The 24,481-nt window shown below is 57.7% G+C and carries 21 protein-coding genes and 1 riboswitch; of the genes, 6 read left to right on the top strand and 15 right to left on the bottom strand.

Translation table 11 applies throughout. The annotated features are described in order from the left end of the window. Positions 1-91: 91 nt before the first annotated feature. Entirely contained in the window at positions 92-991 is a 900-nt protein-coding gene (gene yegS / locus H7R76_RS08560) for a lipid kinase YegS (RefSeq protein WP_106929483.1), read from the top strand. On the opposite strand, the gene H7R76_RS08555 is transcribed toward yegS, so the two are convergent. The 12 genes from H7R76_RS08555 to H7R76_RS08500 all read right to left on the bottom strand — a co-directional run bounded on the left by H7R76_RS08555 (position 988) and on the right by H7R76_RS08500 (position 14,908). Continuing rightward, positions 988-2,277, bottom strand: a complete 1,290-nt coding sequence (locus H7R76_RS08555) for an ABC transporter substrate-binding protein (RefSeq protein ID WP_223878959.1) — start codon at positions 2,275-2,277, stop codon at positions 988-990. The two genes, yegS and H7R76_RS08555, sit on opposite strands and share 4 nt — an antisense overlap. Before the next feature lie 119 nt (positions 2,278-2,396). Beyond that, complete coding sequence (locus tag H7R76_RS08550) at positions 2,397-3,170, bottom strand: ABC transporter ATP-binding protein (protein WP_106929481.1); 774 nt, start codon at positions 3,168-3,170, stop codon at positions 2,397-2,399. Positions 3,171-3,180: 10 nt separating this feature from the next. Next, a complete protein-coding gene (locus H7R76_RS08545) occupies positions 3,181-4,047 on the bottom strand; it encodes an ABC transporter ATP-binding protein (protein ID WP_106929479.1) in 867 nt (288 codons plus the stop codon). After that, positions 4,019-4,924: an ABC transporter permease gene (locus tag H7R76_RS08540; protein ID WP_106929477.1), complete on the bottom strand. Its 906-nt coding sequence runs from the start codon at positions 4,922-4,924 to the stop codon at positions 4,019-4,021. The genes H7R76_RS08545 and H7R76_RS08540 overlap by 29 nt, the downstream gene beginning before the upstream one ends. After that, positions 4,921-5,958, bottom strand: a complete 1,038-nt coding sequence (locus H7R76_RS08535) for an ABC transporter permease (RefSeq protein ID WP_106929475.1) — start codon at positions 5,956-5,958, stop codon at positions 4,921-4,923. Before H7R76_RS08535 ends, H7R76_RS08540 begins: the two co-directional genes overlap by 4 nt. Beyond that, a complete protein-coding gene (locus H7R76_RS08530; RefSeq protein WP_182967518.1) occupies positions 5,955-7,577 on the bottom strand; it encodes an ABC transporter substrate-binding protein in 1,623 nt (540 codons plus the stop codon). The genes H7R76_RS08535 and H7R76_RS08530 overlap by 4 nt, the downstream gene beginning before the upstream one ends. A gap of 118 nt (positions 7,578-7,695) precedes the next feature. Beyond that, entirely contained in the window at positions 7,696-8,850 is a 1,155-nt protein-coding gene (locus H7R76_RS08525; protein ID WP_182967516.1) for a mandelate racemase family protein, read from the bottom strand. 268 nt (positions 8,851-9,118) lie between these two features. Then, positions 9,119-10,171: a class I fructose-bisphosphate aldolase gene (gene fbaB, locus H7R76_RS08520; protein WP_106929469.1), complete on the bottom strand. Its 1,053-nt coding sequence runs from the start codon at positions 10,169-10,171 to the stop codon at positions 9,119-9,121. Between the two features lie 145 nt (positions 10,172-10,316). Then, a complete protein-coding gene (gene thiD / locus H7R76_RS08515; protein ID WP_182967514.1) occupies positions 10,317-11,117 on the bottom strand; it encodes a bifunctional hydroxymethylpyrimidine kinase/phosphomethylpyrimidine kinase in 801 nt (266 codons plus the stop codon). Beyond that, a complete protein-coding gene (gene thiM, locus H7R76_RS08510; RefSeq protein WP_182967512.1) occupies positions 11,114-11,899 on the bottom strand; it encodes a hydroxyethylthiazole kinase in 786 nt (261 codons plus the stop codon). Before thiM ends, thiD begins: the two co-directional genes overlap by 4 nt. 34 nt (positions 11,900-11,933) lie before the next feature. Next, positions 11,934-12,030: riboswitch (TPP riboswitch) on the bottom strand. A gap of 248 nt (positions 12,031-12,278) precedes the next feature. Beyond that, positions 12,279-13,625: a sensor domain-containing protein gene (locus tag H7R76_RS08505; RefSeq protein ID WP_182967510.1), complete on the bottom strand. Its 1,347-nt coding sequence runs from the start codon at positions 13,623-13,625 to the stop codon at positions 12,279-12,281. Between the two features lie 323 nt (positions 13,626-13,948). Continuing rightward, the gene (locus H7R76_RS08500; RefSeq protein WP_106929461.1) at positions 13,949-14,908 is read right to left on the bottom strand and encodes a LysR family transcriptional regulator; all 960 of its coding nucleotides are present in this window, start codon (positions 14,906-14,908) and stop codon (positions 13,949-13,951) included. Between the two features lie 127 nt (positions 14,909-15,035). Here H7R76_RS08500 and H7R76_RS08495 point away from each other — a divergent pair, with 127 nt between their 5' ends. The 3 genes from H7R76_RS08495 to speG all read left to right on the top strand — a co-directional run bounded on the left by H7R76_RS08495 (position 15,036) and on the right by speG (position 18,919). Continuing rightward, positions 15,036-16,817, top strand: a complete 1,782-nt coding sequence (locus H7R76_RS08495; protein ID WP_106929459.1) for an adenine deaminase — start codon at positions 15,036-15,038, stop codon at positions 16,815-16,817. A gap of 18 nt (positions 16,818-16,835) precedes the next feature. Next, positions 16,836-18,179 carry an NCS2 family permease gene (locus H7R76_RS08490; RefSeq protein WP_182930326.1) on the top strand — a complete coding sequence of 448 codons (1,344 nt, stop codon included), beginning with the start codon at positions 16,836-16,838 and terminating at the stop codon, positions 18,177-18,179. 182 nt (positions 18,180-18,361) lie between these two features. After that, a complete protein-coding gene (gene speG, locus H7R76_RS08485; protein ID WP_106929455.1) occupies positions 18,362-18,919 on the top strand; it encodes a spermidine N1-acetyltransferase in 558 nt (185 codons plus the stop codon). 116 nt (positions 18,920-19,035) lie between these two features. Here speG and H7R76_RS08480 read toward each other — a convergent pair whose 3' ends face one another. After that, entirely contained in the window at positions 19,036-19,941 is a 906-nt protein-coding gene (locus H7R76_RS08480) for a LysR family transcriptional regulator (RefSeq protein WP_182967508.1), read from the bottom strand. 156 nt (positions 19,942-20,097) lie between these two features. Here H7R76_RS08480 and H7R76_RS08475 point away from each other — a divergent pair, with 156 nt between their 5' ends. Then, a complete protein-coding gene (locus H7R76_RS08475; protein ID WP_106929451.1) occupies positions 20,098-20,415 on the top strand; it encodes an RcnB family protein in 318 nt (105 codons plus the stop codon). A 42-nt stretch (positions 20,416-20,457) separates the two neighbouring features. Here the strand turns inward: H7R76_RS08475 and H7R76_RS08470 are convergent, their stop codons facing one another. Continuing rightward, positions 20,458-20,784 carry a hypothetical protein gene (locus H7R76_RS08470; protein WP_106929449.1) on the bottom strand — a complete coding sequence of 109 codons (327 nt, stop codon included), beginning with the start codon at positions 20,782-20,784 and terminating at the stop codon, positions 20,458-20,460. Positions 20,785-21,070: 286 nt separating this feature from the next. Further along, entirely contained in the window at positions 21,071-22,180 is a 1,110-nt protein-coding gene (apbC, locus tag H7R76_RS08465; protein WP_106929447.1) for an iron-sulfur cluster carrier protein ApbC, read from the bottom strand. A 137-nt stretch (positions 22,181-22,317) separates the two neighbouring features. Between apbC and metG the strand changes: the two genes are divergently transcribed. Next, positions 22,318-24,351 (top strand): methionine--tRNA ligase, encoded by a 2,034-nt coding sequence (gene metG, locus H7R76_RS08460; protein WP_106929445.1) that lies wholly within the window; start codon positions 22,318-22,320, stop codon positions 24,349-24,351. Positions 24,352-24,481: the final 130 nt, after the last annotated feature.

The following is a 24,481-nucleotide window of genomic DNA, read 5'->3' as shown; positions in this document are numbered from 1 at the left end:
TACACGGGCTTATTTTTTGCCCTTCCCTCCTAAAGCACACTGCCGTTTCCTTTGTTACACTCTTTGCATACCCCCTAAAGAGGTACCAAGGATGTCAGATTTTCCAGCAAGTTTACTGATACTTAACGGTAAAAGTGCCGATAACCCCGAGCTGCGCAAAGCGGTGACTCTGCTGCGCGACGAGGGCATTGTGATTCACGTGCGCGTCACCTGGGAGAAAGGCGACGCCGTACGCTATGTCGACGAAGCGGTGGCGCTTGAGGTGGCTACGGTGATTGCCGGCGGCGGCGATGGCACCATCAATGAAGTCGCAACGGCGTTGATCCACTGCGAGAGCAACGCGGTTCCCGCGCTGGGGATATTACCGCTTGGCACCGCCAATGATTTTGCCACCAGCGTGAATATTCCTGATGATTTAGCCAACGCCCTCAAGCTGGCAATTGCCGGGCGCGACGTCCCGGTGGATATTGCCCAGGTCAACCATAAAACCTGCTTTATCAATATGGCGACCGGCGGCTTCGGTACGCGTATCACCACGGAAACCCCGGAGAAACTGAAGGCAGCGCTGGGCGGCGTATCGTATCTGATTCACGGACTGATGCGCATGGATACCCTGAAACCGGACCGCTGTGAAATTCGCGGCGAGAACTTTAGCTGGCAAGGTGATGCGCTGGTTATTGGCATCGGTAACGGACGCCAGGCGGGAGGCGGCCAGCAGCTGTGCCCGGAGGCATTAATCGACGATGGGCTGCTGCATCTGCGTATTTTTACCGGTGAAGAGTTGCTGCCGGCGCTGTTTAACACGCTGGCCAGCAGCGATGGCAAAGAGAATCTGGTGGACAGCGTCTCGCCGTGGTTCGAAGTCACCGCACCGCATGAAATGACCTTTAACCTCGACGGCGAGCCGCTGAGCGGGACCGCCTTCCGGATGGAAATTTTGCCGGCGGCGCTGCGCTGCCGCCTGCCGCCGGACTGCCCGCTGCTGCGTTAACGCATTGCGCGTTTTAAGATTCGCTCAGACTGACGCTTGAAATCCGCCGCCGCTTCGGCGACGGATTTCTTGCCGTAGTCAATAGATTGCAGCGCGCTATCAAATTCCTGCACCAGCTGCGGATCTTCCAGATACGGCGACACGCCGACCTTCGCCGGTAGCGACAGCGCGAGCTTGATGCCAGCAACCGAAGGGTCTTTGTCGTTGATCACGCCAGATGCGGTCAGGGTCTCCGCGCCGCTTTTGCTCAGCGGCACGCCGCGCTCCAGCCCCAGCAGCGTCACGCCCTCTTTGCTGTTGAGCAGGAAGTTAATCAGCTTCGCCGCCGCCTGCGGGTGTTGTGTGGTTTTGCCAATCGACAGCATCATCGACGGTTTCATAAACAGCCCCGCGTCGGTGGCCCCAGGCAGCATGGGATAGCTCCCCAGCTCCAGTTTCGCGGGCGGTTTCAGGTTATCAGAATATTTGGTCACGGCGGTGTTCCACATATACACCCCGCCCCATTCGCCCTCGATCCACGGCTTCATCTCGTACATGTTGCCCTTGCCAAATGAGGCGTAATACTTCATGTCCGGAATAACATGATTATCGATAAGCGTTTTATACAGCTGGAAAAACTCCACCCACTGCGCGTCGCTGTAGGTAAACTTTTTGCTCTGTTCATCGATGGCCGGGATGTTGTACTTCTGCACCATATACGAATTGAGCAGCGCCAGCACGCCGAGGCTCTCCGGGGCAACCGGGTAGTACTGTTTGCCCAGCTTGCTCGCAAAGGTTTTCCCGGCGTGCATCAGCTCATCCCAGTTTTGCGGATAGCCTAAACCGGCTTTTTTCCAGGTCTGGTCGTTGTAATAGAAAATACGAGCGGTCATGGCGACGGGAATCCCGTTCAGTTTGCCCTTCACCGTCACCGGCTGAAGGTCTTTGGCGGTGAACTGGTCGAGACCAATTTCCGCTTTTACCTTGTTGAGATCGTAAAAGCCGTTACCGTCTTTCGAGAACAGCGTCAGCCAGTTCCAGTTGGTCTGCATGACGTCCGGCTCGGTGCCGCCCGCCAGCTGCGTGGTCAGGCGCGAGGTGTGGCCGTCCCAGCCGGTGTATTCCGCTTTCACGTTAATATCCGGATGCTGCTGATGAAAAGCTTCCAGCGCTTTTAAGGTCACCTGATGGCGGCTGTTACCGCCCCACCACGACATGCGCAGGTCGACGGTTTCCGCTGCTACTGCGGAAGCGGTACAGGCACAAAGCACGAGCGGTAGAGCAATACGGAAAGAATTATTATGCATATTATTGATTTCCCAGAGGCAAATTGATCGGGTAGACCGGATAAGGCGTCCACGCCGCCATCCGGCACCTGCATCGGGCTGCCCGATGGCGCTACGCTTATCGGGCCTACAACATCCGGTTAATACGCCGCGACTTCGCGCGCCATTTCGCGCGTGTACTGGCGGCTGGCGTTCACCAGCATCTGCGTGTATGGCGTTTTCGCCTCGCCGTTCACCAACGCGTCAACGGTCAGCGTTTCGAGAATTTTGCCGTACTGCATCACCGCAACCTTCTGGCACAAATGGGCGATCACGCCCAGATCGTGAGTAACCATCAGGTAGGTCAGATTCGACTCTTTTTGCAGCTCCGCCAGCAGATTGAGGATTTCCGCCTGCACCGACACATCCAGCGCCGACGTGGGTTCATCCAACAGCAGCACCTGCGGCTCAAGGATCAGCGCGCGGGCAATCGCCACGCGCTGTCGCTGGCCGCCCGAGAGCTGGTGCGGATAGCGGTCGCGAAACGCCCGGTTCAGCCCGACTCTATCCAGCAACGTGTTAATCCGCCGATCGCGCTCGCCGATGCCGTGAATCTGTAGCGGCTCTTCGAGAATATCGCCGATGGTATGACGCGGATGCAGCGAACCGTACGGGTCCTGAAACACCATCTGGACCTTACGGCAGCGTTGGCGGCTGATGGCGTGTTCCAACGGCTGACCATGAATGGTCAGTTCACCCTGCCAGTGGTTAAACAGCCCGGCCAGGCACTTCAGCACCGTGGTTTTCCCGGAGCCTGACTCCCCCACCAGCCCGTAAATCTCACCGGGCCTGACGTGAAAATTGACGTCGTACAGCACCTGGTTGCGCTTCTCGCCTTCGCCAAACGCCAGGTTCAGATTCTTCACTTCAATCATGATGCGCTCCTTAGTCCGTCAGCCAGCAGGCCTGACGCTGCAAAACCGGTAAGACCGGGCGACGACTGTGCATATCCGGCAGCGCGCTGATCAGGCCCTGCGTGTATGGGTGCTGCGCGCGGTCGAGATCGCAGGCGGCGATGGACTCCACCACCCGTCCGGCGTACATCACCAGCACGCGGTCGCAAAAGCTGCGTACCAGGTTGATATCGTGGCTGATAAAAATCAGCCCCAGCCCGCGCGATTTAACCAGATCATCCAGCAGGCCCAGCACCTGCAAACGCACCGAGACGTCCAGCGCGGAGGTCGGTTCATCGGCGATCACCAGCTCAGGGTCGGTAATCAGCATCATGGCAATCATAATGCGCTGCCCCTGACCGCCAGAAATCTCGTGCGGATAGAGCCCGTAAACGCGCTCGGGATCGCGAATGCGCACCACGTCCAACATCTCCAGCGCTTTGGCCTTCGCCTCCGTTTTATGCCCCGGATGGTGCGTCAGCCAGGCTTCCGCTATCTGGTCGCCTACCCGCACTACCGGGTTCAGCGAATATTTCGGGTCCTGCATAATCATCGAAATACGCTTACCGCGGATGGTGCGCATCTGCGCTTCGCTGGCGTTGAGCAGGTCAATATCGCCAAACTGCATCTGGCTAGCGTCAATGCGCGCCTTTTTCGGGTGCAGGTGCAGCAGCGCGCGCCCGACGGTGGATTTGCCGGAGCCGGATTCGCCGACAATCGCCAGCTTCTCTCGTCCCAACTGGAAGGAGACGCCGCGTACCGCATGGGTAACCGCGCTGCCGTTAACGAATTTGACGTTTAAATCGCGCACGTCGAGCAGCGGTGCAGCGTTATTCGCTGCGAGGATCGAGGATGTCACGTAGGCCATCTCCTAAGAAGTTGAACGCAAGACTGTTGATCAGAATCGCCAGCCCCGGAATCGTCACCACCCACCAGCACTCCATCATGTAGGTGCGGCCGCTGGAGATCATCGCCCCCCATTCAGGCTCCGGCGGCTGCGCGCCCAGGCCAAGGAAGCCGAGACCGGCGGCGGTCAGGATGATCCCCGCCATGTTCATGGTGATACGGATAATCACCGATGGCAGGCACAGCGGCACAATGTGACGCCACAGCACCCGCGCCGGAGACGCGCCCTGTAAACGCACGGCGGAGATAAAATCCGCCTGACGCAGCGACAGCGTTTCGGCACGCGCCAGTCGCGCAATCGGCGGCCAGGCGGTGAGCGTAATGGCAATCACCACGTGCTCCAGCCCTGGGCCTAAGGCGGCGACAAACGCCAGCGCCAGCACCAGGCTTGGGAAAGAGATGAAAATGTCGGTGACGCGCATCAGCACCATATCGACCTTACCGCCGAAGTAGCCCGCGCAGACGCCGAGCAGCAGCCCCAGCGGGCCGACGGTGACCGACACCAGCAGCACGATGTACAGCGTGATGCGCGAGCCGTAGACCAGGCGGCTGAAAATATCGCGGCCAAACTCATCGGTACCAAACCAGTGCTGGGCGTTTGGCGCGGTGAGCGCATTGTTTAAGTCCTGCACCAGCGGGTTATAGGGGGCGATCAGCGGCGCGAAAATCGCCACCACCAGCAGCAGGAAAATAATCCCGCCACCAATCGCCGTCAGCGGATTGCGCGCCATCTTGCCGATAAACCCGCCGGCCCGCGCCAGCGCACGCAGCAGCCGCTGGCGGCCTTCACCGGACGCGCCTGAAAGAGAAGTATCCAGAGAAACCGTCATGATTTTGTCCTCGGATCGAAGAATTGATACAGCATGTCGGAGAGCAGGTTGAGCATCACGAAGATCACCCCTACCAGCAGTACGCAGCCCATCACCGCGTTCATATCACCCAGCAGCAGGCTGCCGGTGAGATAGGAGCCAAATCCGGGCCAGGAGAAGACGGTTTCAATCAATACCGCCCCTTCCAGCAGCGAGCCGTAGGCCAGCGCCACCACCGTCAGCAGCTGCACGAGAATGTTGCGAAACGCATGATTCCAGATCACCTGCCGCTCGGTTAAACCCTTCACTCGTGCGGTGATGATGAACTCCTGCGACAGCTGCGCCAGCATAAAGCTGCGGGTCATACGGCTGATGTAGGCCAGCGAATGGAAGCCGAGCAGCGCGGCAGGCAGAACCAGGTGGTTAATCGCGTTCCAGAACACCTCGCTGTTACCCGCCAGCAGCGCATCGACGGTCATGAGTCCGGTACGACGCGGCACAATGCCGTCCAGCCCCAGATCCACGCGCCCGGCGCCGCCGACCCAACCCAGCCAGGCGTAGAACACCAGCAGCCCCATCATCCCCACCCAGAAGATGGGGGTAGAGTAGCCGGCGAGGCTGATAATACGCACCACGTAGTCGGAAAGGCTGTTGCGACGCGCCGCCGCCAGTACGCCCAGCGGAATACCAAGACCCGCGCCGACGATAATCGCCATCGTTGCCAGCTCCATGGTCGCGGGGAAGACGCGAATAATATCGTCGATAACCGGTTTACCGGTCAGCAGCGCATTGCCCAGATCGCCGTGCAGCAGGTTGACAAAGTAAATGCCAAACTGGGTCATGAGCGACTGGTCGAATCCCAGCTGGTGATAGACCTGCTGGTAAGTACTTTGGTCAGCGTCCGGGCCGACAATCGCCAGCACCGGATCAATCGGCATCACGCGGCCAATAAAGAACGTCAGCAGCAGCAGGCCAAACAGCGTCACCGCCACCTGCATCAACCGTTTTGAGAAGCGCCGGGTCCGGGAGCCGGGCGCAAGAATAGCCGTACTCATCCTTTATCTCCTTCGCTAACTTTGTAGACATCTCGCAGGAACGTGGTGGCCGACGGGTGCGGCTGGTAGTCTCTCACTTCGTTGCGCACCACCACCGAATCCACCATCTGCGACACCGGGATCATCGCCGGGATCAGCGAATCAAAACGGGTTTGAATCGCCTGATAATCGGCAATCTGTTTTTGTGGGTCACGCTCCAGCAGCGCGCCGTCGATCATCTCGTTGAGCGGTTTGTCGTAGAAACCGGTGCGCCAGCCCTGGAAGTTGGTGAGCTTCGCCGCATCGCTGTTGTCCGGGTTGTACACCAGCGCGCGCAGGCTGGAGTGCGGGTGCGGCTCCATGCCGCTGCCGCCGCGCCCCACCAGCATGTCGAACTTGCGTTCACGCATCGCACCGTAAATCTGGTTACCGGTGCCGGTGATGATTTTGGCCTTAATGCCCGCCTGCATCAGCGTCGACTGCACGGCAATGGCAATGTTGAGGAACGGCTGATCGGCCAGCACCCGCAGGGTGGTGTCAAAACCGTCCGGGTATCCTGCCTCCGCCAGCAGCTTTTTGGCTTTTGCCAGATCGAAGGTGTAGCCAGGATCCGGCAGCGTTGACGGCATCCCGGCTTTAATCGGCCGCTGGTGCAATACGCCGTAGCCCGGCATCAGCGCTTTGTTAATACCCTGATAATCAATCAGGTAGCGCACGGCTTCACGTACTTTGGGATTGGCGAAGTGCGCCTCTTTCATGCTCATCGACACGTAATACATGGTGCCGCGTTGTACCGCATCGACGGTGAGCTGTGGGTCTTTACGCAGAGCGTTGATATCCGACACCGCCATATTGTTAGCGATGTCGAGATCGCCTTTTTCAATCATCAGACGCAGGGTCTGCGACTCCTGGAAGTGGCGCAGCACCACGCGGCTCATCTTCGGCTCGCCGCGCCAGTAGTCCGGGTTACGCTTCATGCGCAGCACGTCTTTCGCCTGCCAGGTTTCCAGCGTAAACGGCCCCGATCCGGCTTCGTGCGTGGTCAGCCATTTGTTGCCCCAGTCGTTATCCTGTTCGTGACTCTGTACGGTTTTACTGTCGAGCACGCCCAGGTTGCCGAGCGCGCCCAGCGAGTAAATCACCAGTTGCGGATCGTTATCCTTCGGCAGGACAATCTGCACCGTATAGTCGTCCGGCGCGGTCACCTGCTTGTCGACGTTCTTTTTGCTAAAGCCGTAGGATTTCCACACCGATGCCTGCGCGAGGTTGAGGTGCAAAATACGCCGCATCGACCATACCACGTCGGCGGCGGTCAGCGGGTTTCCGGAGTGGAACTTGACGTTGTTATGCAGATGAAAAGTCAGCGTTTTGCCGTCCGGACTGATATCCCAGGATTTGGCGAGTGCCGGTTTAACGTTGGTCAACTGCTGAGGATCCAGTTCCACCAGCGAGTCATAGAGATTCACCACAATACCGACCACCTCGTTACCGGTCATCGCGGCCGGGTCGAGGGTCAGCAGGTTATTCATGTTCATGCCAATGATGAGCTGGTCCGGCGGCGTTTTAGCCAACGCCGCCCCGCTCCCCATCGTCATGGAGAGCGCGAGCAAACACGCTCCCAGTAAGGAGGATTTTTTCATATCTCTATTTGCCTGTACTGTAGGGTACATGTTGCCGGATGGCGGCGTTTACGCCTTATCCGGCCTACCGGGCCGTAGGCCCGATAAGCGCAGCGCCATCGGGCATTTATTGTTTTATTCAGTCGTGGCTGACGGTATTGGCTTCGATATAGTCAAAATTGATGTCTTCGCCCAGTCCGGGGCGTTGTGACAAATGCACAAATCCATCGGCATCCATCGGGTCGATGATGCTGTTCAGGTAAGCGGCTGGCTGGTCGTAGTCGAGGAACGGGTGCAGCAGGCCGCGTTCGTACCAGCGGCAGTTCCGAATCGCCCCCACCGCCGCCAGGCTTGCCGCGCCGTTGCCGTGGACTTCGCAGTCCATGCCAAACGACTCTGCCAGCGCCGCCACCTTCATGGTTGGCGTGATGCCACCCACGCCATTGGCGCCCGCACGCAGAATGTCGCACGCGCCCGCTTTCACCCAGTCGGCGCGGCTGTGATGTTTACCGCCGAAGCTTTCCGGGCCGATAATCGGAATCGACAGGTTTTCCGCCAGCCACGCATAGGACGACATGCTGTCTTCTTCCATCGGCTCTTCAAACCACGCGAAGTTGAGTTTCTCCAGCTCTTTACCGATCCATAGCGCCTCGGTACGGCTGTACCAGTGATAACCGTCGATCATCAGGTCAATATCCGGGCCGACCGCTTCACGCACTGCCGCACAGGCTTTGATATCCATTTTCGGGTTCGGCGCAAAGGAGACCGGCGGCATCCAGGTGTGCAGCTTAATGGCCTTATAGCCGCGAGCGACCAGGGTTTCAGCAAATGCCGCATACTCTTCCGGGGTAGAGAGACCGCCATCTAAGTCATCGCCGCACATGGTGCTGCCGTAGGCCGGCACCTTATCGCGATAGCCGCCGAGCAGTTTATACACCGGCACGTTGAGCTTGCGCCCAATCAGGTCCCACAGCGCCTGTTCAACAAACGACAGCGCGCGTTCGGTCAACTGATGGGCGCTGCCGCGCTGCCAGTGCACCAGGTCCTGCCAGATACGTTCGCGGTTAAACGGATCCTGCCCAACCAGCACTTTACGGAAGAAGGTATTCACCACAAACGGGCGCACAATTTCCGGCGGCGCGAACGAGTAGCCTTGGCTGCCATCATCGGCGGTAATGGTCAGCATCGCCATTTTTGCCATGCTTTCCGGCCCCGGATGGGAGTGCCCGGCGCTGTCGGAGACGCGGCGGGTAGGATGCTGGAAAACGGTGACATTTACAGATTCAATTTTCATTATGTGTCCTTAGTACAACATTCGAAATGGCGCTTTTTGCACCACAATCCTGTGTCCAACACTTATCCGATAAATCGGTTCCAGGGAATTGAAAAGGCGTTTCATGACTAATCTAAGCACAAAATATCAGCCCTTCCACGGACAAATTCCGCTAACACCGGGCTGTTTTTTGGGCATGCGCACAATGAGGCGTGACGTTTTTCACAAAAGGAGAGAGAAGTGTGAAGGGGATCGTCCTCCGTTCCCGGACGGGAACGGAGGACAAATATTACGCGAAGGTAATTTTGCTATCGAGGTAAACATCCTGCACGGCGTTAATCAGCTGTACGCCGTCGGCCATCGACTTTTTAAACGCTTTACGGCCCAGGATTAAGCCCATGCCGCCTGCGCGTTTATTGATCACCGCCGTACGCACCGCGTCAGACAGATCGGTTTCGCCACCAGCAGCGCCGCCAGAGTTAATCAGCCCCGCGCGCCCCATATAGCAGTTCGCCAGTTGGTAGCGCACCAGGTCAATCGGGTTCTCGCTGGTCAGCTTGCTGTACACGCGATCGTCGGTATAACCGAAGTTCACCGCTTTATAGCCGCCGTTATTCTCGGCCATCTTCTGCTTCACGATATCCGCGCCAATCGTGGCCGCCAGATGGTTGGCCTGACCGGTCAGGTCGGCAGAGACGTGATAGTCGACGCCATCTTTCTTAAACGCCGGATTACGCAGATAGGCCCACAGCACCGTCACCAGTCCCAGCTCGTGCGCACGCTCAAAGGCGGCAGAAATCTCTTCAATCTGGCGGCGCGACTCTTCCGAGCCAAAATAGATGGTTGCCCCAACGGCCACCGCCCCCATATTGAACGCCTGCTCAACGCTGGCGTACAGCGTTTGATCGAAGGTGTTCGGGTAGCTCAGGGTTTCGTTGTGGTTAAGTTTGACCAGGAACGGAATACGGTGCGCGTAGCGGCGAGACACCGACGCCAGCACGCCGTAGGTGGAGGCCACGCAGTTACAGCCGGCTTCAATCGCCAGCTCAACGATATTTTTCGGGTCAAAATAGAGCGGGTTGGCGGCAAATGAGGCCCCGGCCGAGTGTTCGACGCCCTGATCTACCGGCAGAATCGACAGATAGCCCGTTCCGGCTAAACGGCCGGTGTTGTAGAGCGTCTGCATGTTTCGCAATACGGCTGGCGGGCGGTTATTGTCTATCATCACCCGATCAACGTAGTCGTGGCCGGGCAGATAGAGCTGGTCGGCTGGAATGGTCATACAACGATGCTGTAAAAGGCTGTCGGCATCTTTGCCAAGCAACTGCGCAATATCAGTCATAGCTATGCTCCCGTAAGCGCCGACATCATGTCGGCTGGATGTCCTGCTCAACTTTTTTGAGCAGGATAAGCCTGGTACCGGGGGCGTAGAATGTCCAACTTTTGTCGGTTTTAGCACGCGCGCGGCTGGCACGCGGACGGGACAGCTACCACCATTCGTGGAAGTGGTGAACCGGACCAATCCCCTCGCCGACCTCCAGCGTATCGGCCTGCGCCAGCGCTTTCGACAGCCAGCCCTTCGCCACCGGCACCGTCTCCTGCCAGCTGGCGTAACGCGGTCTTAACGCTGCCAGCGCCGCCGATAGCGTACAGCCGGTGCCGTGGGTATTTTTGGTGTTCACGCGCGGCGCGGTAAAGCGCATTTCGCCGTCAGCGGTGAACAGCCAGTCCGGGCTTTCGGCATCGTCCAGGTGGCCGCCTTTCATCAGCACTGCTTCACAGCCCAACGCCCGCAGCGCGCGCCCCTGTTCCAGCATCTCCAGTTCATTGCGCGCGTGCGGCGCGCCGAGCAGCGCCGCCGCCTCCGGCAGGTTTGGCGTAATCAGCGCAACCTGCGGCAGCAGGCGCTGGCGCAGAGTCGCGACCGCCGACGCCGACAGCAGCGGATCGCCGCTTTTCGCCAGCATCACCGTGTCCAGCACCACGTTCTGGATACGATAGCGCTGTAAACGCTCGGCCACCGCTTCAACGATGTCGGTCTCGGCCAGCATGCCGATTTTGGTGGTGTCGATACGCACATCGCTGAATACGGAATCCAGCTGCGCGGCGACAAAGTCAGGTTCTATCCGGTAGACCGACTGCACGCCGCGGGTATTTTGCGCCACCAGCGCGGTCATCACCGAGCAGCCGTAGGCCCCCAGCGCCGAGAAGGTTTTCAGATCGGCCTGAACGCCCGCGCCGCCACTTGGGTCCGTGCCCGCAATCGTCAATGCGTTGATACGTTTCATGCCGCCACCTCCCCGTGCATCGCGTACAGCGCGTCAAGGAAAGCCGGGGTAAAACTCCCCGGACCGCGGCCCTCTGCCGCGCGTTGCCCGGCGTGTTTCATCAGCAGGCAGGCGCCCGCCACGTTGAGCAGGCGATCGCCCGGCAGCGCGCAGCTGGCCGCAACAACCGCCGACAGTGCGCAGCCGGTGCCGACGATACGCGTCATCAGCGCCGCCCCGCCGTTCGCCGCCAGCGTGCGCTCGCCGTCGGTGATGTAATCCACCTCGCCGGTCACCGCCACAATCGCCCCGCTTTCTCGCGCCAGCTTCTGCGCCGCAGGCAGCGCGGCGGCAGCGGTATCGGTGGTATCGACCCCGCGCCCACCCAGGCTCTCGCCGGCCAGCGCCCGGATTTCGGAGGCGTTCCCACGAATGGCCGACGGCGTCAGGCGCAGCAGTTCGCGGCAGAAATCGCTGCGTAACATCAGCGCCCCCACCGCCACCGGATCCAGCGTCCACGGCGTTTCTGCACGATTGGCACTGTCAACCGCTGCGCGCATCGCCAGCGCACGCGAGTGGGTTAAGGTGCCCACGTTAACCAACAGCGCGCCGGCAAGCGCGGCAAACTGCGCGGCCTCTCCGGCATCAATAACCATCGCGGGAGATGCCCCCACGGCCAGGAGGACATTCGCCGTGAAGGTTTGCACGACGTCATTCGTCATACAGTGAACAAGGGGGGCATGCTGGTGAAGAAGAGAAGCGGTGTGCGCAGATTGCGCGGAATTAAGCAGGTCAACGTGCATGGTTTGCTCCTGCCATAACGCGAAGAAGCAATGGCCGGTCGGCCTCTGACTTCCCTACGCTGGCATTATCCAGATCAGGTGGTACGGGTATTTCTCAGCCTTCGCAAGGAAGGGCACCCCGAGTCATTCAAATCAATTGATTACGATTAACAGACTGTTAATCGCCGTGCAGAATAATGCCAGCAGGCAGCCCGACAAACAAGCCCGATAACCCGCTGGCAGTCAGACAAAGCGCATCGCGACGAGACACCCAAACGCCGCCAGGGCGAAAACGACCGGCGCATTTCATCGGGCCTATTTTGCAGCAAACGCGCGGAGGTCAGATATCTTCGCTGCGCCCCACTTAACACAACCCATTGATTTATTAATAAAGTAAAAATCATTTTCCATCAGGACGCTTTGCTTTTTTCGCCAGATACATCGCTTTATCGGCATAATCGAGCAGCTGACGTTCGTTGGCACCCTGTTCAGGATAGTGCGCAATGCCAATACTCGGGACAATCGCCAAACGGTGCTCTCCCAGCACAAAAGGAGAAGCGAAAGCCTCAACAATTTTTTCTGCCACCGCGAAAGCGTCGTCCGGCAACGCGCTGTTCTCAATCAAAATCACAAACTCATCGCCGCCGATACGCGCAACGGTATCGGATTTCACGACGCAGCGCGTCAGGCGGTCCGCGGCGGCTTGCAGGAGTATATCCCCTATCCCGTGGCCCAGGGTGTCGTTAACCTGCTTAAATTTATCGAGATCGATATACAGCAGCGACAAATGCCCCCCTTCACGGCGCGCGGTAGCAAGCGCAGCCCTAAGGCGATCGAACAAAAGGCTACGGTTTGGCAGGTCGGTCAGCTGATCGTACTGTGCCATATGCTGTAACCGGGCCTGCATCTGCTGACGCTCAATAACCGTCGCAATCTGCGTCGACACAAACTGCAATAGCTCCTGATCCTGTTCGTTATAGCGTACGCCGTCCGGGTAGCTTTTGACGACCAGAACACCGATGGTGCCTTTCTGTGACTTAAGCGGAACCCCAAGCCAGCAGGATGGATTCAGGCCAAACGAAATGCGCAGTTCTTCATGGCGGCCCGCCATTCTCTCGGGCGTCAGCAGTAGCGGTTGACCCGTTTGAATCACCTCCGCGTAAAATGTCCCGGGAATAAGCGTAAACGGCGCGGGTATTTCCTGAAACGCATCCACGTGATACGGGAAGGTCAGTTGGCCCGTTTGCGGGTCGTAAAGCGTGACCGAAAAATTATCGACGGGAAGCAGCGTACCGACGATCTCATGGATACGCTGAAATAGCTTGAGTAAATCTTCAGCCGTGTGTGCCGCTTCAGAAATAGCGTACAGTGCGGATTGTAATGATTCAGAGCGTTTGCGTTCGGTAATATCCCGCGCAACGCCAATGCGTAATTGATTAGCCGGGGACCAGCGTGCCGACCACATAATATTGACGGTCTGGCCATTTTTATGCACATAGCGGTTTTCAAAATGGAACTGCGGGCGGCCAGCCATGATTTCTACTACTGAATTTCGTGTTAATTCTCGATCTTCCGGTAGCATCATATCGAACATGTTTTTGCCGATGAGTTCTTGCGGCGTATAGCCAAAAATACGTTCACATGACGCGCTTGCATAAACAATGTTAGCGTGGGCATCTACTGCAAAAACAGCATCCAGCATGAGATCGATAAAACTGCTCAACGGCGCGTGAGGATTCGATTCCATAGAGAAAGTCAGGCCTGAATATAAGAGTGAGTGCGACTACATTAGAGTTCCGTCGCCCATTAGCACTACACTAAAGGTTAAAGATAGTACAACTTCAGGCTGATTTACAATCAAAAAGAGGCGTGTGGCGCGTGTTAAAAGAAGGGGCGTATCGGCATTCGCAATAACAAGGAGATTGCCGATCGCTAAAAAAGAATCAGCGGCGAACTAACCCCCTGCTGCCGGGCGGCCCAGGAATAATCTTCCGTCATTATTCTCTTTATTTCACCGCCCGCTCTCCCCTCGTTTCTGATGATGATACGGCGAATTAACGGCCATGTTATTCAAGAGATAATTTGCTTTCCCGCCGCCCCGGGTAATTCCCCGCTGCTTTCGCGAAGCTGTTTCAGCAACAGGGCAAAGCAGGACTCAATCAGCGGCGGCAGCGCCTGCGACCCGCGCATCAGCGCCACCGTACGGGTTAAGGCCGGCTGCTGAAGCTGCGCAACTTTGAGCACAGGATCCTGCAAATGGGTGGTGTAAAGCTGTGGCAGAATCGCCACCGCCAGCCGCGAGCGCACCAGGCCATACAGCGTTTCAATATAGTCCACCTGATAGCGCGTATTCAGCGTCAGGCGCTGGCTTTCCACCAGCGCGCCGACCAGCCGCTGCACGTTTCCTTTTGAGAACACCGCGATATCGTTTCCAGCCAGCAGCTTCCACGGCAGGTGTGGCTGACCGGCCAGCGGATCGTCGGCATGGACGACCGCCACCAGCGGGTCTTCGCGCAGCGGGAACACCTGTAAATCTTTCGGCAACGAGCTATCGATGGCCCCGACGCCAAAGTCAATCTGGCCGCTGAGCAAATCGCTGACCATGGCATCGTTGGTGCGGTCGTGAAACTCAACGCGCAGGCGCGGGAAGGCCTGCGCCAGGAGGCTGGGCAGCATCGGAAACAGCAGCGAGCTCACCGAGGGCACCAGGCCAATACGCACCGTGCCATCACCGCCAGCCGCAACAATTTGCTGCATATCCTGAAACGCGGCCTGCGCAACGCTCAACACCCGCTGGGCGTGGGGTAATATGGCCGCGCCCAGCTCGGTCAGCGTCACCGACGACGCGGTGCGGTTTACCAGCTTGCCGCCCAGCACCGCTTCCGTCTGCCGCAGCGCGCTGCTGAGCGCGGGCTGGCTTATCGCCAGGCGGTTGGCGGTATCGGTAAAATGGCGCAGCTGCGCCAGCGTCACAAAATACTGGAGTTGTTTGAGCGAAAGCGCGGGTAGCCGCTGCCAGGGTTCGGTCATGTTGTTGTGCTCACCGGTGACGATCACGCAGAATAAGCCAAAGTTATCAGGTGATAAATTTAATCATCTGGGCAAACGTTTGCACTGCCCCTAAAGTAGCGCCCATTATCCCTGTGCCGGAGTTGTTATGTCCAGCAATGCTGAAAACCGCCGCCGCGCCGTCCAGGCCGCGCGCGGGGAAGTTCCCTTCGATCTGCTGCTGACCGACGCCAGCGTCGTCGATATGGCGACCGGCGAGATTCGCGAAGCCGACGTGGGTATCGTCGGCGAGATGATTGCCAGCGTCCACCCGCGCGGCAGCCGTCGCGACGCGCTCGAACGCCACGCTCTGCCCGGCGTATTTCTCTCACCCGGTCTGATGGACACGCATGTCCACCTGGAAAGCTCCCACCTGCCGCCGGAACGCTATGCCGAAATCGTATTGGCGCAGGGCACCACTGCCGTCTTCTGGGACCCGCATGAACTGGCCAACGTGCTGGGCGTGGCGGGCGTGCGCTATGCCGTAGAGGCTAGCCGCCATCTGCCGCTGCAGGTGATGGTGGCCGCGCCGTCCAGCGTGCCGTCGACGCCGGGGCTGGAAATGTCGGGTGCCGAGTTTGCCGGGGCCGAGATGGACACCATGCTCGGTTGGCCGGAAGTGCGCGGCGTGGCGGAGGTGATGGATATGCACGGCGTCCTGCACGGCAGCTGTCGTATGCAGGAAATTGTGCAAGCGGGGCTAAACAGCGGCAAGCTGATTGAAGGCCACGCCCGCGGGCTGAGCGGCGCCGATCTGCAGGCCTATCTGGCCGCTGGCGTCACCTCAGACCATGAATTGACTTCCGCCGATGACGCGCTGGAAAAGCTGCGTGCCGGTCTGACGCTGGAAATTCGCGGCTCGCACCCGTACCTGCTGCCCGATATCGTTAATGCGCTGAAAACGCTGCCGCATCTTTCCTCGCAGATCACCGTGTGCACCGACGACGTGCCGCCGGACATGCTGCTGGAAAAAGGCGGTATCATCGCCCTGCTGAATCTGCTGATTGAACACGGTCTTCCGGCAACCGACGCCCTGCGTTTTGCTACGCTGAACGCCGCCATTCGCCTCCAGCGCAACGATCTGGGGCTGATTGCCGCCGGTCGCCGTGCGGACCTGGTGGTCTTTGATTCGCTGGATACGCTCTGTGCGCGCGCCGTTTATGTCGCCGGGAAACAGATCGCCCGCGACGGCAAGCTGCTGGCGCCGATCGACGCCGCGCCGGGCGTCACGCCGCCGCGTGATACCCTGCGCCTTACCCCACTCAGCGCCGATGATTTTGCGCTACGGGTCGGCAATATTCGCCACGGCGTTGCCCGGCTGCGCCATATTCGCGGCGCGCGTTTTACCCAATGGGGTGAAGTGGACGTTGAAATCCGTGACGGCCAGGTACAGCTGCCGAGTGGGTTTAGTCTGATTTGGGTAAAACACCGCCATGGCCGTCATGAAGCGACGCCGCAGATTGCGTTGCTCGAAGGCTGGGGTGAACTGCGCGGCGCGATTGCCACCAGCTATTCACACGACTCACATAACCTGGTGGTGCTGGGGCGTCATCCTGACGATATGGCGCTGGCGGCCAATCAGCTGATTGCCTCCGGCGGCGGCATGGCGCTGGCGCAAAACGGCGGCATTCTGGCCCACGTGGCGATGCCGATAGCCGGGATGCTGTCAGACAAACCCGCCGACGTGCTGGCCGCTGAGTTTCGCCAACTGCGCGACCTCAGCGCGCAGGTCGCCGACTGGGAGCCGCCGTATCGCGTGTTTAAAGCGATTGAGGGCACCTGTCTGGCCTGCAACGCCGGACCGCATTTGACCGATTTAGGGCTGACCGACGGCACCACGCGACAGATTGTCGATCCGGTTATTTCGTCACAACACACAACACAACAATAAACATGGGAGCGCCACACAATGGCCGATAATACCCTTCAATCGCCAACCGCAAGCAGTTGGCTGGAGCGACGCTTTGCGTTGCATTCCCGCGGCAGTTCGCTGCGTACTGAGTGCCTGGCGGGCATCACCGGTTTTCTCGCCGCCGCCTATCTTCTGGTCGTGATTCCTGGCCTGCTGGCCGTGGGCGGTATGGATAAAGGCGCCGCGACTACCGGCACCATTCTGGTCTTCGTTGGCGGTACGCTGCTGATGGCATTTTACGCCAACCTACCGTTTATCGTTGGGCCGGGCATCGGGGGATCGGTGCTGGTCGGCGTCACGCTGGCGGGCAGCGAAGGCATTGGCTGGCAGATTGGCCTCGGCATTGCCTGCTGGTCGGGTATTCTCTTCTTTCTGCTCACCAAATTCGGCCTGCGTGAAGTGGTCACCCGTTCGGTGCCGCAGTCAATAAAACTGGGGCTCACCGCGTCAATCGGTCTGTTTGTGGCGGTGCTCGGCTTCCGTAACGCCGGGCTAGTGCTGGCAAATGCCAAAACTAACTCGCTGATGCTGGGCGATTTTATGGCACCGGGTGCCCTGGTGGCGCTGTGCGGCCTGTTTCTGGCTATTGCACTCCAGGCGCGACGCATTCCTGGCGCGATTTTATGGGCAATTCTGTTCGCCACCCTGGTGGGTATCCCGGTAGGCGTAACGCGCCTGCCAACCCACTTTATCGATATGCCGCACTCGCTGGCACCGGTGCTCGGTCACGTCGATATGCTGGGCGCGCTGAATATTGCGTTCCTGCCGTTCCTGTTCGTTTTCTTCGCCTCGGAATTCTTCTCCACCATGGGCACCACCCTTGCGGTAGGCGGCGAAGCCGGGCTGCTGGATGAAGAAGGCAATATGCCGCATATTAACCGCCCGTTTATGGTTGACTCCATTGCGGCCGCCATCGGCCCGTGGCTTGGCATTCCGGCGGCTACCGCGCTGATTGAATCCTCCGCTGCCGCCGAAGCGGGCGGAAAAACCGGGCTGACGGCGCTGTCGGCTGCAGTGATGTTCCTGCTGATGCTGCTGTTCACTCCGGTGGCGTTGATGATCCCGAAAGAAGCCACCGCGCCAGCGTTGATTCTGATTGGCCTGAACATGTTCAGCGGCCTGCGTAAGGTTGATCTGGCGAACTTCACCGACGGGCTGCCGGTGCTGATGATGGTGATGATCACGCTGATTGCCAACAGCTTTGGTACCGGCATCGCCGGTGGGCTGCTGTTCTATATCGTGATTAAAGCGATTGCCGGTAAATGGCGTGAAATCCCGGTGGGCCTGTGGATTCTGGCAATACCGCTGGTGTACTACTTTGCGACGCTGGTGAAGCACTAGTCTATTGCCCCCATCAGGCGAGCGTGACACGCACGCCTGATGGGGAGCACAGATATCACGAAAATAAGGCCACGCCTCCGCTGATTTGGGTCACTGAATTGATTGTAATTTTTTTCAAATCTTGATGACGCCCACCGCAAGCAGATAATATATTTTCAGTTTACAAAGAGGCTGAAAATATTATGCCAGAACAATCAGACATTAAACTAAGACCCCTTGAACGCGAAGATTTGCGCTTTGTCCACCAACTTGATAATAACGCCAGCGTAATGCGCTACTGGTTCGAAGAACCCTATGAAGCCTTTGTTGAGCTAAGCGATCTTTACGATAAACACATCCACGATCAGAGCGAGCGTCGTTTTGTTATTTCGTTTAATGGTAATAATGCGGGCCTGGTAGAGCTGGTTGAAATAAACCATATTCATCGACGCGCCGAGTTTCAAATTATCATTTCACCGGAATATCAGGGCAAAGGCCTGGCAACCCGCGCCGCTAAGCTGGCAATGGACTACGGCTTTACCGTCCTGAACCTCTATAAGCTCTACCTGATTGTGGATAAAGAGAATGCTAAAGCCATTCATATTTATCGTAAGCTTGGTTTTATCCAGGAAGGCGAGTTAATACATGAATTTTTCGTTAACGGTGAGTACCGCAACACGATACGTATGTGTATTTTCCAGCATCAATATTTAGAAAAGAATAAATCAACGGGCGGATTGCTGAAACCAACGGCGCAATGATAGCGAGTATCCTGGCACCGTATCGTTGATCTCAACGACCCGCACCGTCGCGGCTGGCGGCGCGGGCTCATCGGACGATGATTACCGTAGCGCAACGGCGGGTAACCCCGCCGCCCTTACACCGCGTTCAGCGTATCAACGCAGCGCGCTTTCACCTCTTCATAAAGCAACCTCACCGCAGCTGAGAGCTGTTTGCGATGCGGGCAGATCATATTCAGCGGTACCCGATCGCCCAGATATTCCGGCAGCAGCACCTGCAAACGCCCGGCCTGCAGATCGTCTTTTACGTCCAGCGCCGATTTAAACGCAACGCCCTCGCCGGCCACCGCCAGACGGCGGATCACTTCGGCGTCATCGCTGGTAATATTTCCGCACACCTGCACGCTGTGCTCTACGCCATCGCGGTGGAGCGGCCATCGGTCGAACGGTCGCCCGCGCAGCACGTAGGTTAACGCATTGCATTTTTCGAGATCGGCCAGCGTTTTTGGCTCGCCGTGACGGGCAATCCACGCGGGAGAGGCCACCAGCACGCGACGGTTATCGGGCGCAACCGGCAGTGAAACAAACGACGCATCATCGTTGTCGCCGTAGCGGAACGCAATATCCACCGGGTCTTTAAAAACGTCGGTCAGGTGATCGGAAAACAGAATGCGCAGCCGCAGCGCCGGATGACGGGCGCGGAACTGGCGAAAGACCTCCAGCAGCAGATTACGTCCAAGATCGGACGGCACGGCAATTTGCAGCGTGCCGCTGACTTCATCGTTTGGCGTCGTGAGCTGCTGAAGCCCGTTTTGCAGCGCATCGAGCATTTGCAGCGCGTACGGCAGCCAGGTTTCGCCTTCCACCGTCAGGCGCAGGCTACGGGTGGAGCGGGCAAACAGGCGCGTGTTGAGCGCCGTTTCCAGACGCTTAATCGCCGAACTCACCTGCGCCGGTGGGATACCGGCTTCGCGCGCGGCGTCGCTAAAGCTGCTCAGCGCCGCCGCGCGAACGAATAATGATAAATCTTCCAGCCTGAACATGGCGGTTCCTCAAAAATTGGGGGCCAGGATAAACCTCAAAACGAACATCACCGCGGTTTGCTTACATTTTTTAAGAAAGCAGCGCTTGCCATTCGGCCCACGCATCAGGAATCATACGGAGCTGCAATTTTATATCCAGGATAATGTGGGGATAGTATGCGTAAAACAAAAATGATGCTTCTGGGCGTGCTGCTGGCAACGGCGAGCGCGGCATGGGCGGCACCGGCCACCGGCATCAAACAGTATGAATTAAAAGAGTTCACCGCAGATTTCACGCAATTTAAAATTGGCGACAACGCCCCTGCGATGTATCTCACGCCAGAGTACAACATCAAGCAGTGGCAGTTGCGTAATCTGCCCGCGCCGGATGCCGGCACGCGCTGGACGTACATGGGCGGCAACTATGTTCAGATCGGCGAAACGGACGGCAAAATCAGCAAAATTTTCGACGGCGAGATTTTCTATCACCGCTAAGCAAAAGCCAGCGGGTATTTCACCGCTGGCCCTTCCCTTACGCTAGCAATAATGTACGCCGTGCGGTGCCATATTATTCATCGTGTTTTCCACTGCCAGCTTTTCATATAACAGCAATATTCCCAGCATTAAATCGCCGCCGCTGCGTAACAGATCGTCCGGCGCAATAGAACGGTTTTCACTGGCAAGCTCTTCCAGGTGATCGACCATGTCACGGTATTCAGCGTAAATATTGATAGGCAGCGCGCCGTCGGCAATGTGTTCGCGGCAGTAGCGGAGCGCATCGGCAGATTTTTCAGGCAGCGTGCGGTTTTGCATCAGCAACACCAGCAGCTCACGAAGCGTTATCATCAGCATATTATTATCCATATCGCTCTCCATTATTGAATCAATAATTATCACGAATAGTCGCCAGCTCTATTTATTTATACCTCTCGTTGGGTAATAAAAGATAACCTCCCATAGCGCATGCGAAAAAACAATGTTATTAAATTGTTTACTTGATTAACATCAAGATAACGCAACGAGCTGAATCTACGGGAAAAATAACATATAAAAAGTGAATTAAATGAAGGGGGATAATAAATAAGGCTGTGCTGAAAAGAGGCTTCATAATATCGTGCGGCAGCGGACCGCCGCACGGGAATATCAGTGCTTACACTGCGCGGAAGGCAATTTCGCTCGGGATCACTTCACCCTGCCAGTAAAGCTGCGCCGCAACGCGCCCCGCCAGCTGACGATAGATTTCGGTGAACTCGCTGTCCGGACGCGCGACGACCGTTGGCGTGCCGTTATCGAGGTCTTCACGCAGGTTGATGTGCAGCGGCATCTGGCCAAGCAGCTGAGTATGGTATTTCTCTGCCAGCTTCTCGGCGCCGCCGGTACCAAAGATAGGCTCGTGGTGACCACAGTTGCTGCAAATATGCATGCTCATGTTTTCCACGATGCCCAGCACCGGCACTTCCACCTTCTCAAACATGACGATGCCTTTTTTAGCATCGATCAGCGCGATGTCCTGCGGCGTGGTGACCACAACGGCCCCGGTCACCGGAATGTTCTGCGCCAGCGTCAGCTGGATGTCGCCGGTACCCGGCGGCATATCGAGCACAAGATAGTCGAGATCCGGCCACATGGTCTCTTGCAGCATCTGCATCAGCGCCTTGCTGGCCATCGGGCCGCGCCACACCATGGCGTTGTCGTCAGTGACCAGATAACCAATGGAGTTGGTGGCCAGGCCATGGGCCATAATCGGCGCCATGTGGGTGCCGTCCGGCGAAGTCGGACGCTGGTTTTCCGCGCCCAGCATATTCGGGATAGATGGGCCGTAGATGTCGGCATCGAGGATGCCCACTTTCGCCCCTTCCGCGGCCAGCGCCAGCGCCAGGTTCACGGCAGTGGACGATTTTCCCACCCCGCCTTTGCCCGAGCTGACGGCAATAATATTTTTCACGCCGTTAACGCCAGGCTGATTTTTCACGCGCTTCAGCGTGGCGATGCTGTGCGACAGCTTCCAGTCGATGGCTTTCGCCCCGGTCACCCGCAGCAGTTCAGCGCTGGTCTGCTCTTTTAATTCTTCAAAAGCGCTATGCCAGACAAACGGCATCTGCAGTTCAATGTGCACGGTGTCGTCAAGCCAGGCGACGTGGTGCAGCGCTTTCAGCGTCGTTAAGTTGTGCTTCAGGGTGGGGTGCTGGAAGTTTGCCAGCGTGCCGGCCACCATGGCACGTAGACGTTCAGGTGATTTGGCCTGGGATTCTGAGTTCATCCCGACTCCTTTGTTGTTTTAACATGCTTTCAGTACGCCTAAGTCTACCACAGGTACGGTCAAGCATGTATGGCGCCTCCCCTACCCTTTTGGTAATATCAAAACCCCTTTTTACAACTGAAGAAGTAAAATCCACTATGACTCAAGTCGCGAAGAAAATTCTGGTAACGTGCGCGCTGCCGTACGCCAACGGCTCAATCCACCTCGGCCATATGCTGGAGCACATCCAGGCTGATGTCTGGGTCCGTTACCAGCGAATGCGCGGCCACGAGGTTAACTTCATCTGCGCGGACGACGCCCACGGCACGCCGATCATGCTGAAAGCCCAGCAGTTAGGCATTACGCCGGAGCAGATGATTGCCGAAATGAGTCAGGAGCATCAGACTGATTTTGCAGGCTTTAACATCAGCTACGACAACTACCACTCGACGCACAGCGACGAGAACCGCGAGCTGTCCGAGCTGATTTACGGCCGCCTGAAAGAGAACGGTTTTATTAAAAACCGCACCATCTCTCAGCTGTACGATCCGGAAAAAGGCATGTTCCTGCCGGACCGTTTCGTCAAAGGCACCTGCCCGAAATGTAAATCACCGGATCAATACGGCGATAACTGCGAAGTATGCGGCGCGACCTACAGCCCGACCGAGCTTATCGAGCCGAAATCCGTCGTCTCTGGCGCGACCCCGGTGATGCGCGAGTCTGAGCACTTCTTCTTTGACCTGCCGTCCTTCAGCGAAATGCTGCAGGCATGGACCCGCAGCGGCGCGCTGCAGGAGCAGGTGGCGAACAAAATGCAGGAATGGTTTGAATCCGGCCTGCAGCAGTGGGATATCTCCCGCGATGCGCCGTACTTCGGTTTTGAAATCCCGAACGCGCCGGGCAAATATTTCTACGTCTGGCTGGACGCGCCGATTGGCTACATGGGCTCCTTCAAGAACCTGTGCGACAAACGCGGCGACACCACCAGCTTCGATGAATACTGGAAGAAAGACTCTACCGCCGAGCTGTATCACTTTATCGGCAAAGATATCGTCTACTTCCACAGCCTGTTCTGGCCTGCCATGCTGGAAGGCAGCAACTTCCGTAAGCCGACCAACCTGTTCGTGCACGGCTACGTGACGGTGAACGGCGCGAAGATGTCCAAGTCTCGCGGCACCTTTATTAAAGCCAGCACCTGGCTCAAACACTTCGATGCCGACAGCCTGCGCTACTACTACACCGCGAAGCTCTCTTCCCGCATCGACGACATCGACCTGAACCTGGAAGATTTCATCCAGCGCGTCAACGCCGATATCGTGAACAAAGTGGTGAACCTGGCTTCCCGTAACGCTGGCTTTATCGCTAAGCGTTTCGACGGCGTGCTGTCCGCTGAACTGGCTGACCCAGAGCTGTACAAAACCTTCACCGACGCGGCAACCAGCATTGGCGAAGCGTGGGACAGCCGTGAATTCGGTAAAGCGATTCGTGAAATCATGGCGCTGGCCGACGTCGCTAACCGCTACGTTGACGAGCAGGCACCGTGGGTTGTCGCTAAACAGGAAGGCCGCGATGCCGACCTGCAGGCTATCTGTACCATGGGCCTGAATATGTTCCGCGTGCTGATGACCTGGCTGAAGCCGGTGCTGCCGGAGCTGGCCGCGCGTACCGAAGCGTTCCTTAACACCGAGCTGAGCTGGGATGCGATCAACGCGCCGCTGGTGGGTCATAAGATCAACACCTTCAAAGCGCTGTATAACCGTATTGAAATGAAACAGGTGGAAGCGCTGGTGGAAGCGTCTAAAGAAGAAGTGAAAGCAGCCGCAGCCCCGGCTACCGGCCCGCTGGCGGATGATCCAATCCAGGAAACCATCACCTTTGATGATTTCGCCAAAGTTGACCTGCGCGTGGCTCTGATTGAAAACGCCGAGTTCGTGGAAGGTTCCGACAAGCTGCTGCGCCTGACGCTGGATCTCGGCGGCGAGAAGCGTAACGTCTTCTCCGGCATCCGCTCTGCTTACCCGGACCCACAGCCGTTGATTGGCCGCCTGACCGTGATGGTGGCCAACCTGGCACCGCGTAAAATGCGCTTCGGCATCTCGGAAGGGATGGTGATGGCCGCAGGCCCTGGCGGCAAAGATATCTTCCTGTTAAGCCCGGATGACGGTGCGCAACCAGGCCAGCAGGTGAAATAAACTGCATAAAAAAACGCTGCTTCGGCAGCGTTTTTTATTTATGAATTCTGAAAAAATCCACCTTTATGCCTTTTTTGTTCCGCCCAAAATTACCGCAATGTAGTATCTGATATCTCTCAATTCCTCTATT

Origin of the sequence: Klebsiella sp. WP8-S18-ESBL-06 (assembly GCF_014169755.1) — a bacterium.
In the GTDB taxonomy this organism is placed as follows: Bacteria; Pseudomonadota; Gammaproteobacteria; order Enterobacterales; family Enterobacteriaceae; genus Kluyvera; species Kluyvera ascorbata_B.
This window is presented reverse-complemented; position numbering and strand designations above follow the sequence as displayed.

Bases quoted from the DNA above. Each gene is read 5' to 3' on its own strand.
- yegS (WP_106929483.1), top strand. From the start codon at position 92: ATGTCAGATTTTCCAGCAAGTTTACTGATACTTAACGGTAAAAGTGCC.
- H7R76_RS08555 (WP_223878959.1), bottom strand. From the start codon at position 2,277: ATGCATAATAATTCTTTCCGTATTGCTCTACCGCTCGTGCTTTGTGCC.
- H7R76_RS08550 (WP_106929481.1), bottom strand. From the start codon at position 3,170: ATGATTGAAGTGAAGAATCTGAACCTGGCGTTTGGCGAAGGCGAGAAG.
- H7R76_RS08540 (WP_106929477.1), bottom strand. From the start codon at position 4,924: ATGACGGTTTCTCTGGATACTTCTCTTTCAGGCGCGTCCGGTGAAGGC.
- H7R76_RS08535 (WP_106929475.1), bottom strand. From the start codon at position 5,958: ATGAGTACGGCTATTCTTGCGCCCGGCTCCCGGACCCGGCGCTTCTCA.
- H7R76_RS08530 (WP_182967518.1), bottom strand. From the start codon at position 7,577: ATGAAAAAATCCTCCTTACTGGGAGCGTGTTTGCTCGCGCTCTCCATG.
- H7R76_RS08525 (WP_182967516.1), bottom strand. From the start codon at position 8,850: ATGAAAATTGAATCTGTAAATGTCACCGTTTTCCAGCATCCTACCCGC.
- fbaB (WP_106929469.1), bottom strand. From the start codon at position 10,171: ATGACTGATATTGCGCAGTTGCTTGGCAAAGATGCCGACAGCCTTTTA.
- thiD (WP_182967514.1), bottom strand. From the start codon at position 11,117: ATGAAACGTATCAACGCATTGACGATTGCGGGCACGGACCCAAGTGGC.
- thiM (WP_182967512.1), bottom strand. From the start codon at position 11,899: ATGCACGTTGACCTGCTTAATTCCGCGCAATCTGCGCACACCGCTTCT.
- H7R76_RS08505 (WP_182967510.1), bottom strand. From the start codon at position 13,625: ATGGAATCGAATCCTCACGCGCCGTTGAGCAGTTTTATCGATCTCATG.
- H7R76_RS08500 (WP_106929461.1), bottom strand. From the start codon at position 14,908: ATGACCGAACCCTGGCAGCGGCTACCCGCGCTTTCGCTCAAACAACTC.
- H7R76_RS08495 (WP_106929459.1), top strand. From the start codon at position 15,036: ATGTCCAGCAATGCTGAAAACCGCCGCCGCGCCGTCCAGGCCGCGCGC.
- H7R76_RS08490 (WP_182930326.1), top strand. From the start codon at position 16,836: ATGGCCGATAATACCCTTCAATCGCCAACCGCAAGCAGTTGGCTGGAG.
- speG (WP_106929455.1), top strand. From the start codon at position 18,362: ATGCCAGAACAATCAGACATTAAACTAAGACCCCTTGAACGCGAAGAT.
- H7R76_RS08480 (WP_182967508.1), bottom strand. From the start codon at position 19,941: ATGTTCAGGCTGGAAGATTTATCATTATTCGTTCGCGCGGCGGCGCTG.
- H7R76_RS08475 (WP_106929451.1), top strand. From the start codon at position 20,098: ATGCGTAAAACAAAAATGATGCTTCTGGGCGTGCTGCTGGCAACGGCG.
- H7R76_RS08470 (WP_106929449.1), bottom strand. From the start codon at position 20,784: ATGGATAATAATATGCTGATGATAACGCTTCGTGAGCTGCTGGTGTTG.
- apbC (WP_106929447.1), bottom strand. From the start codon at position 22,180: ATGAACTCAGAATCCCAGGCCAAATCACCTGAACGTCTACGTGCCATG.
- metG (WP_106929445.1), top strand. From the start codon at position 22,318: ATGACTCAAGTCGCGAAGAAAATTCTGGTAACGTGCGCGCTGCCGTAC.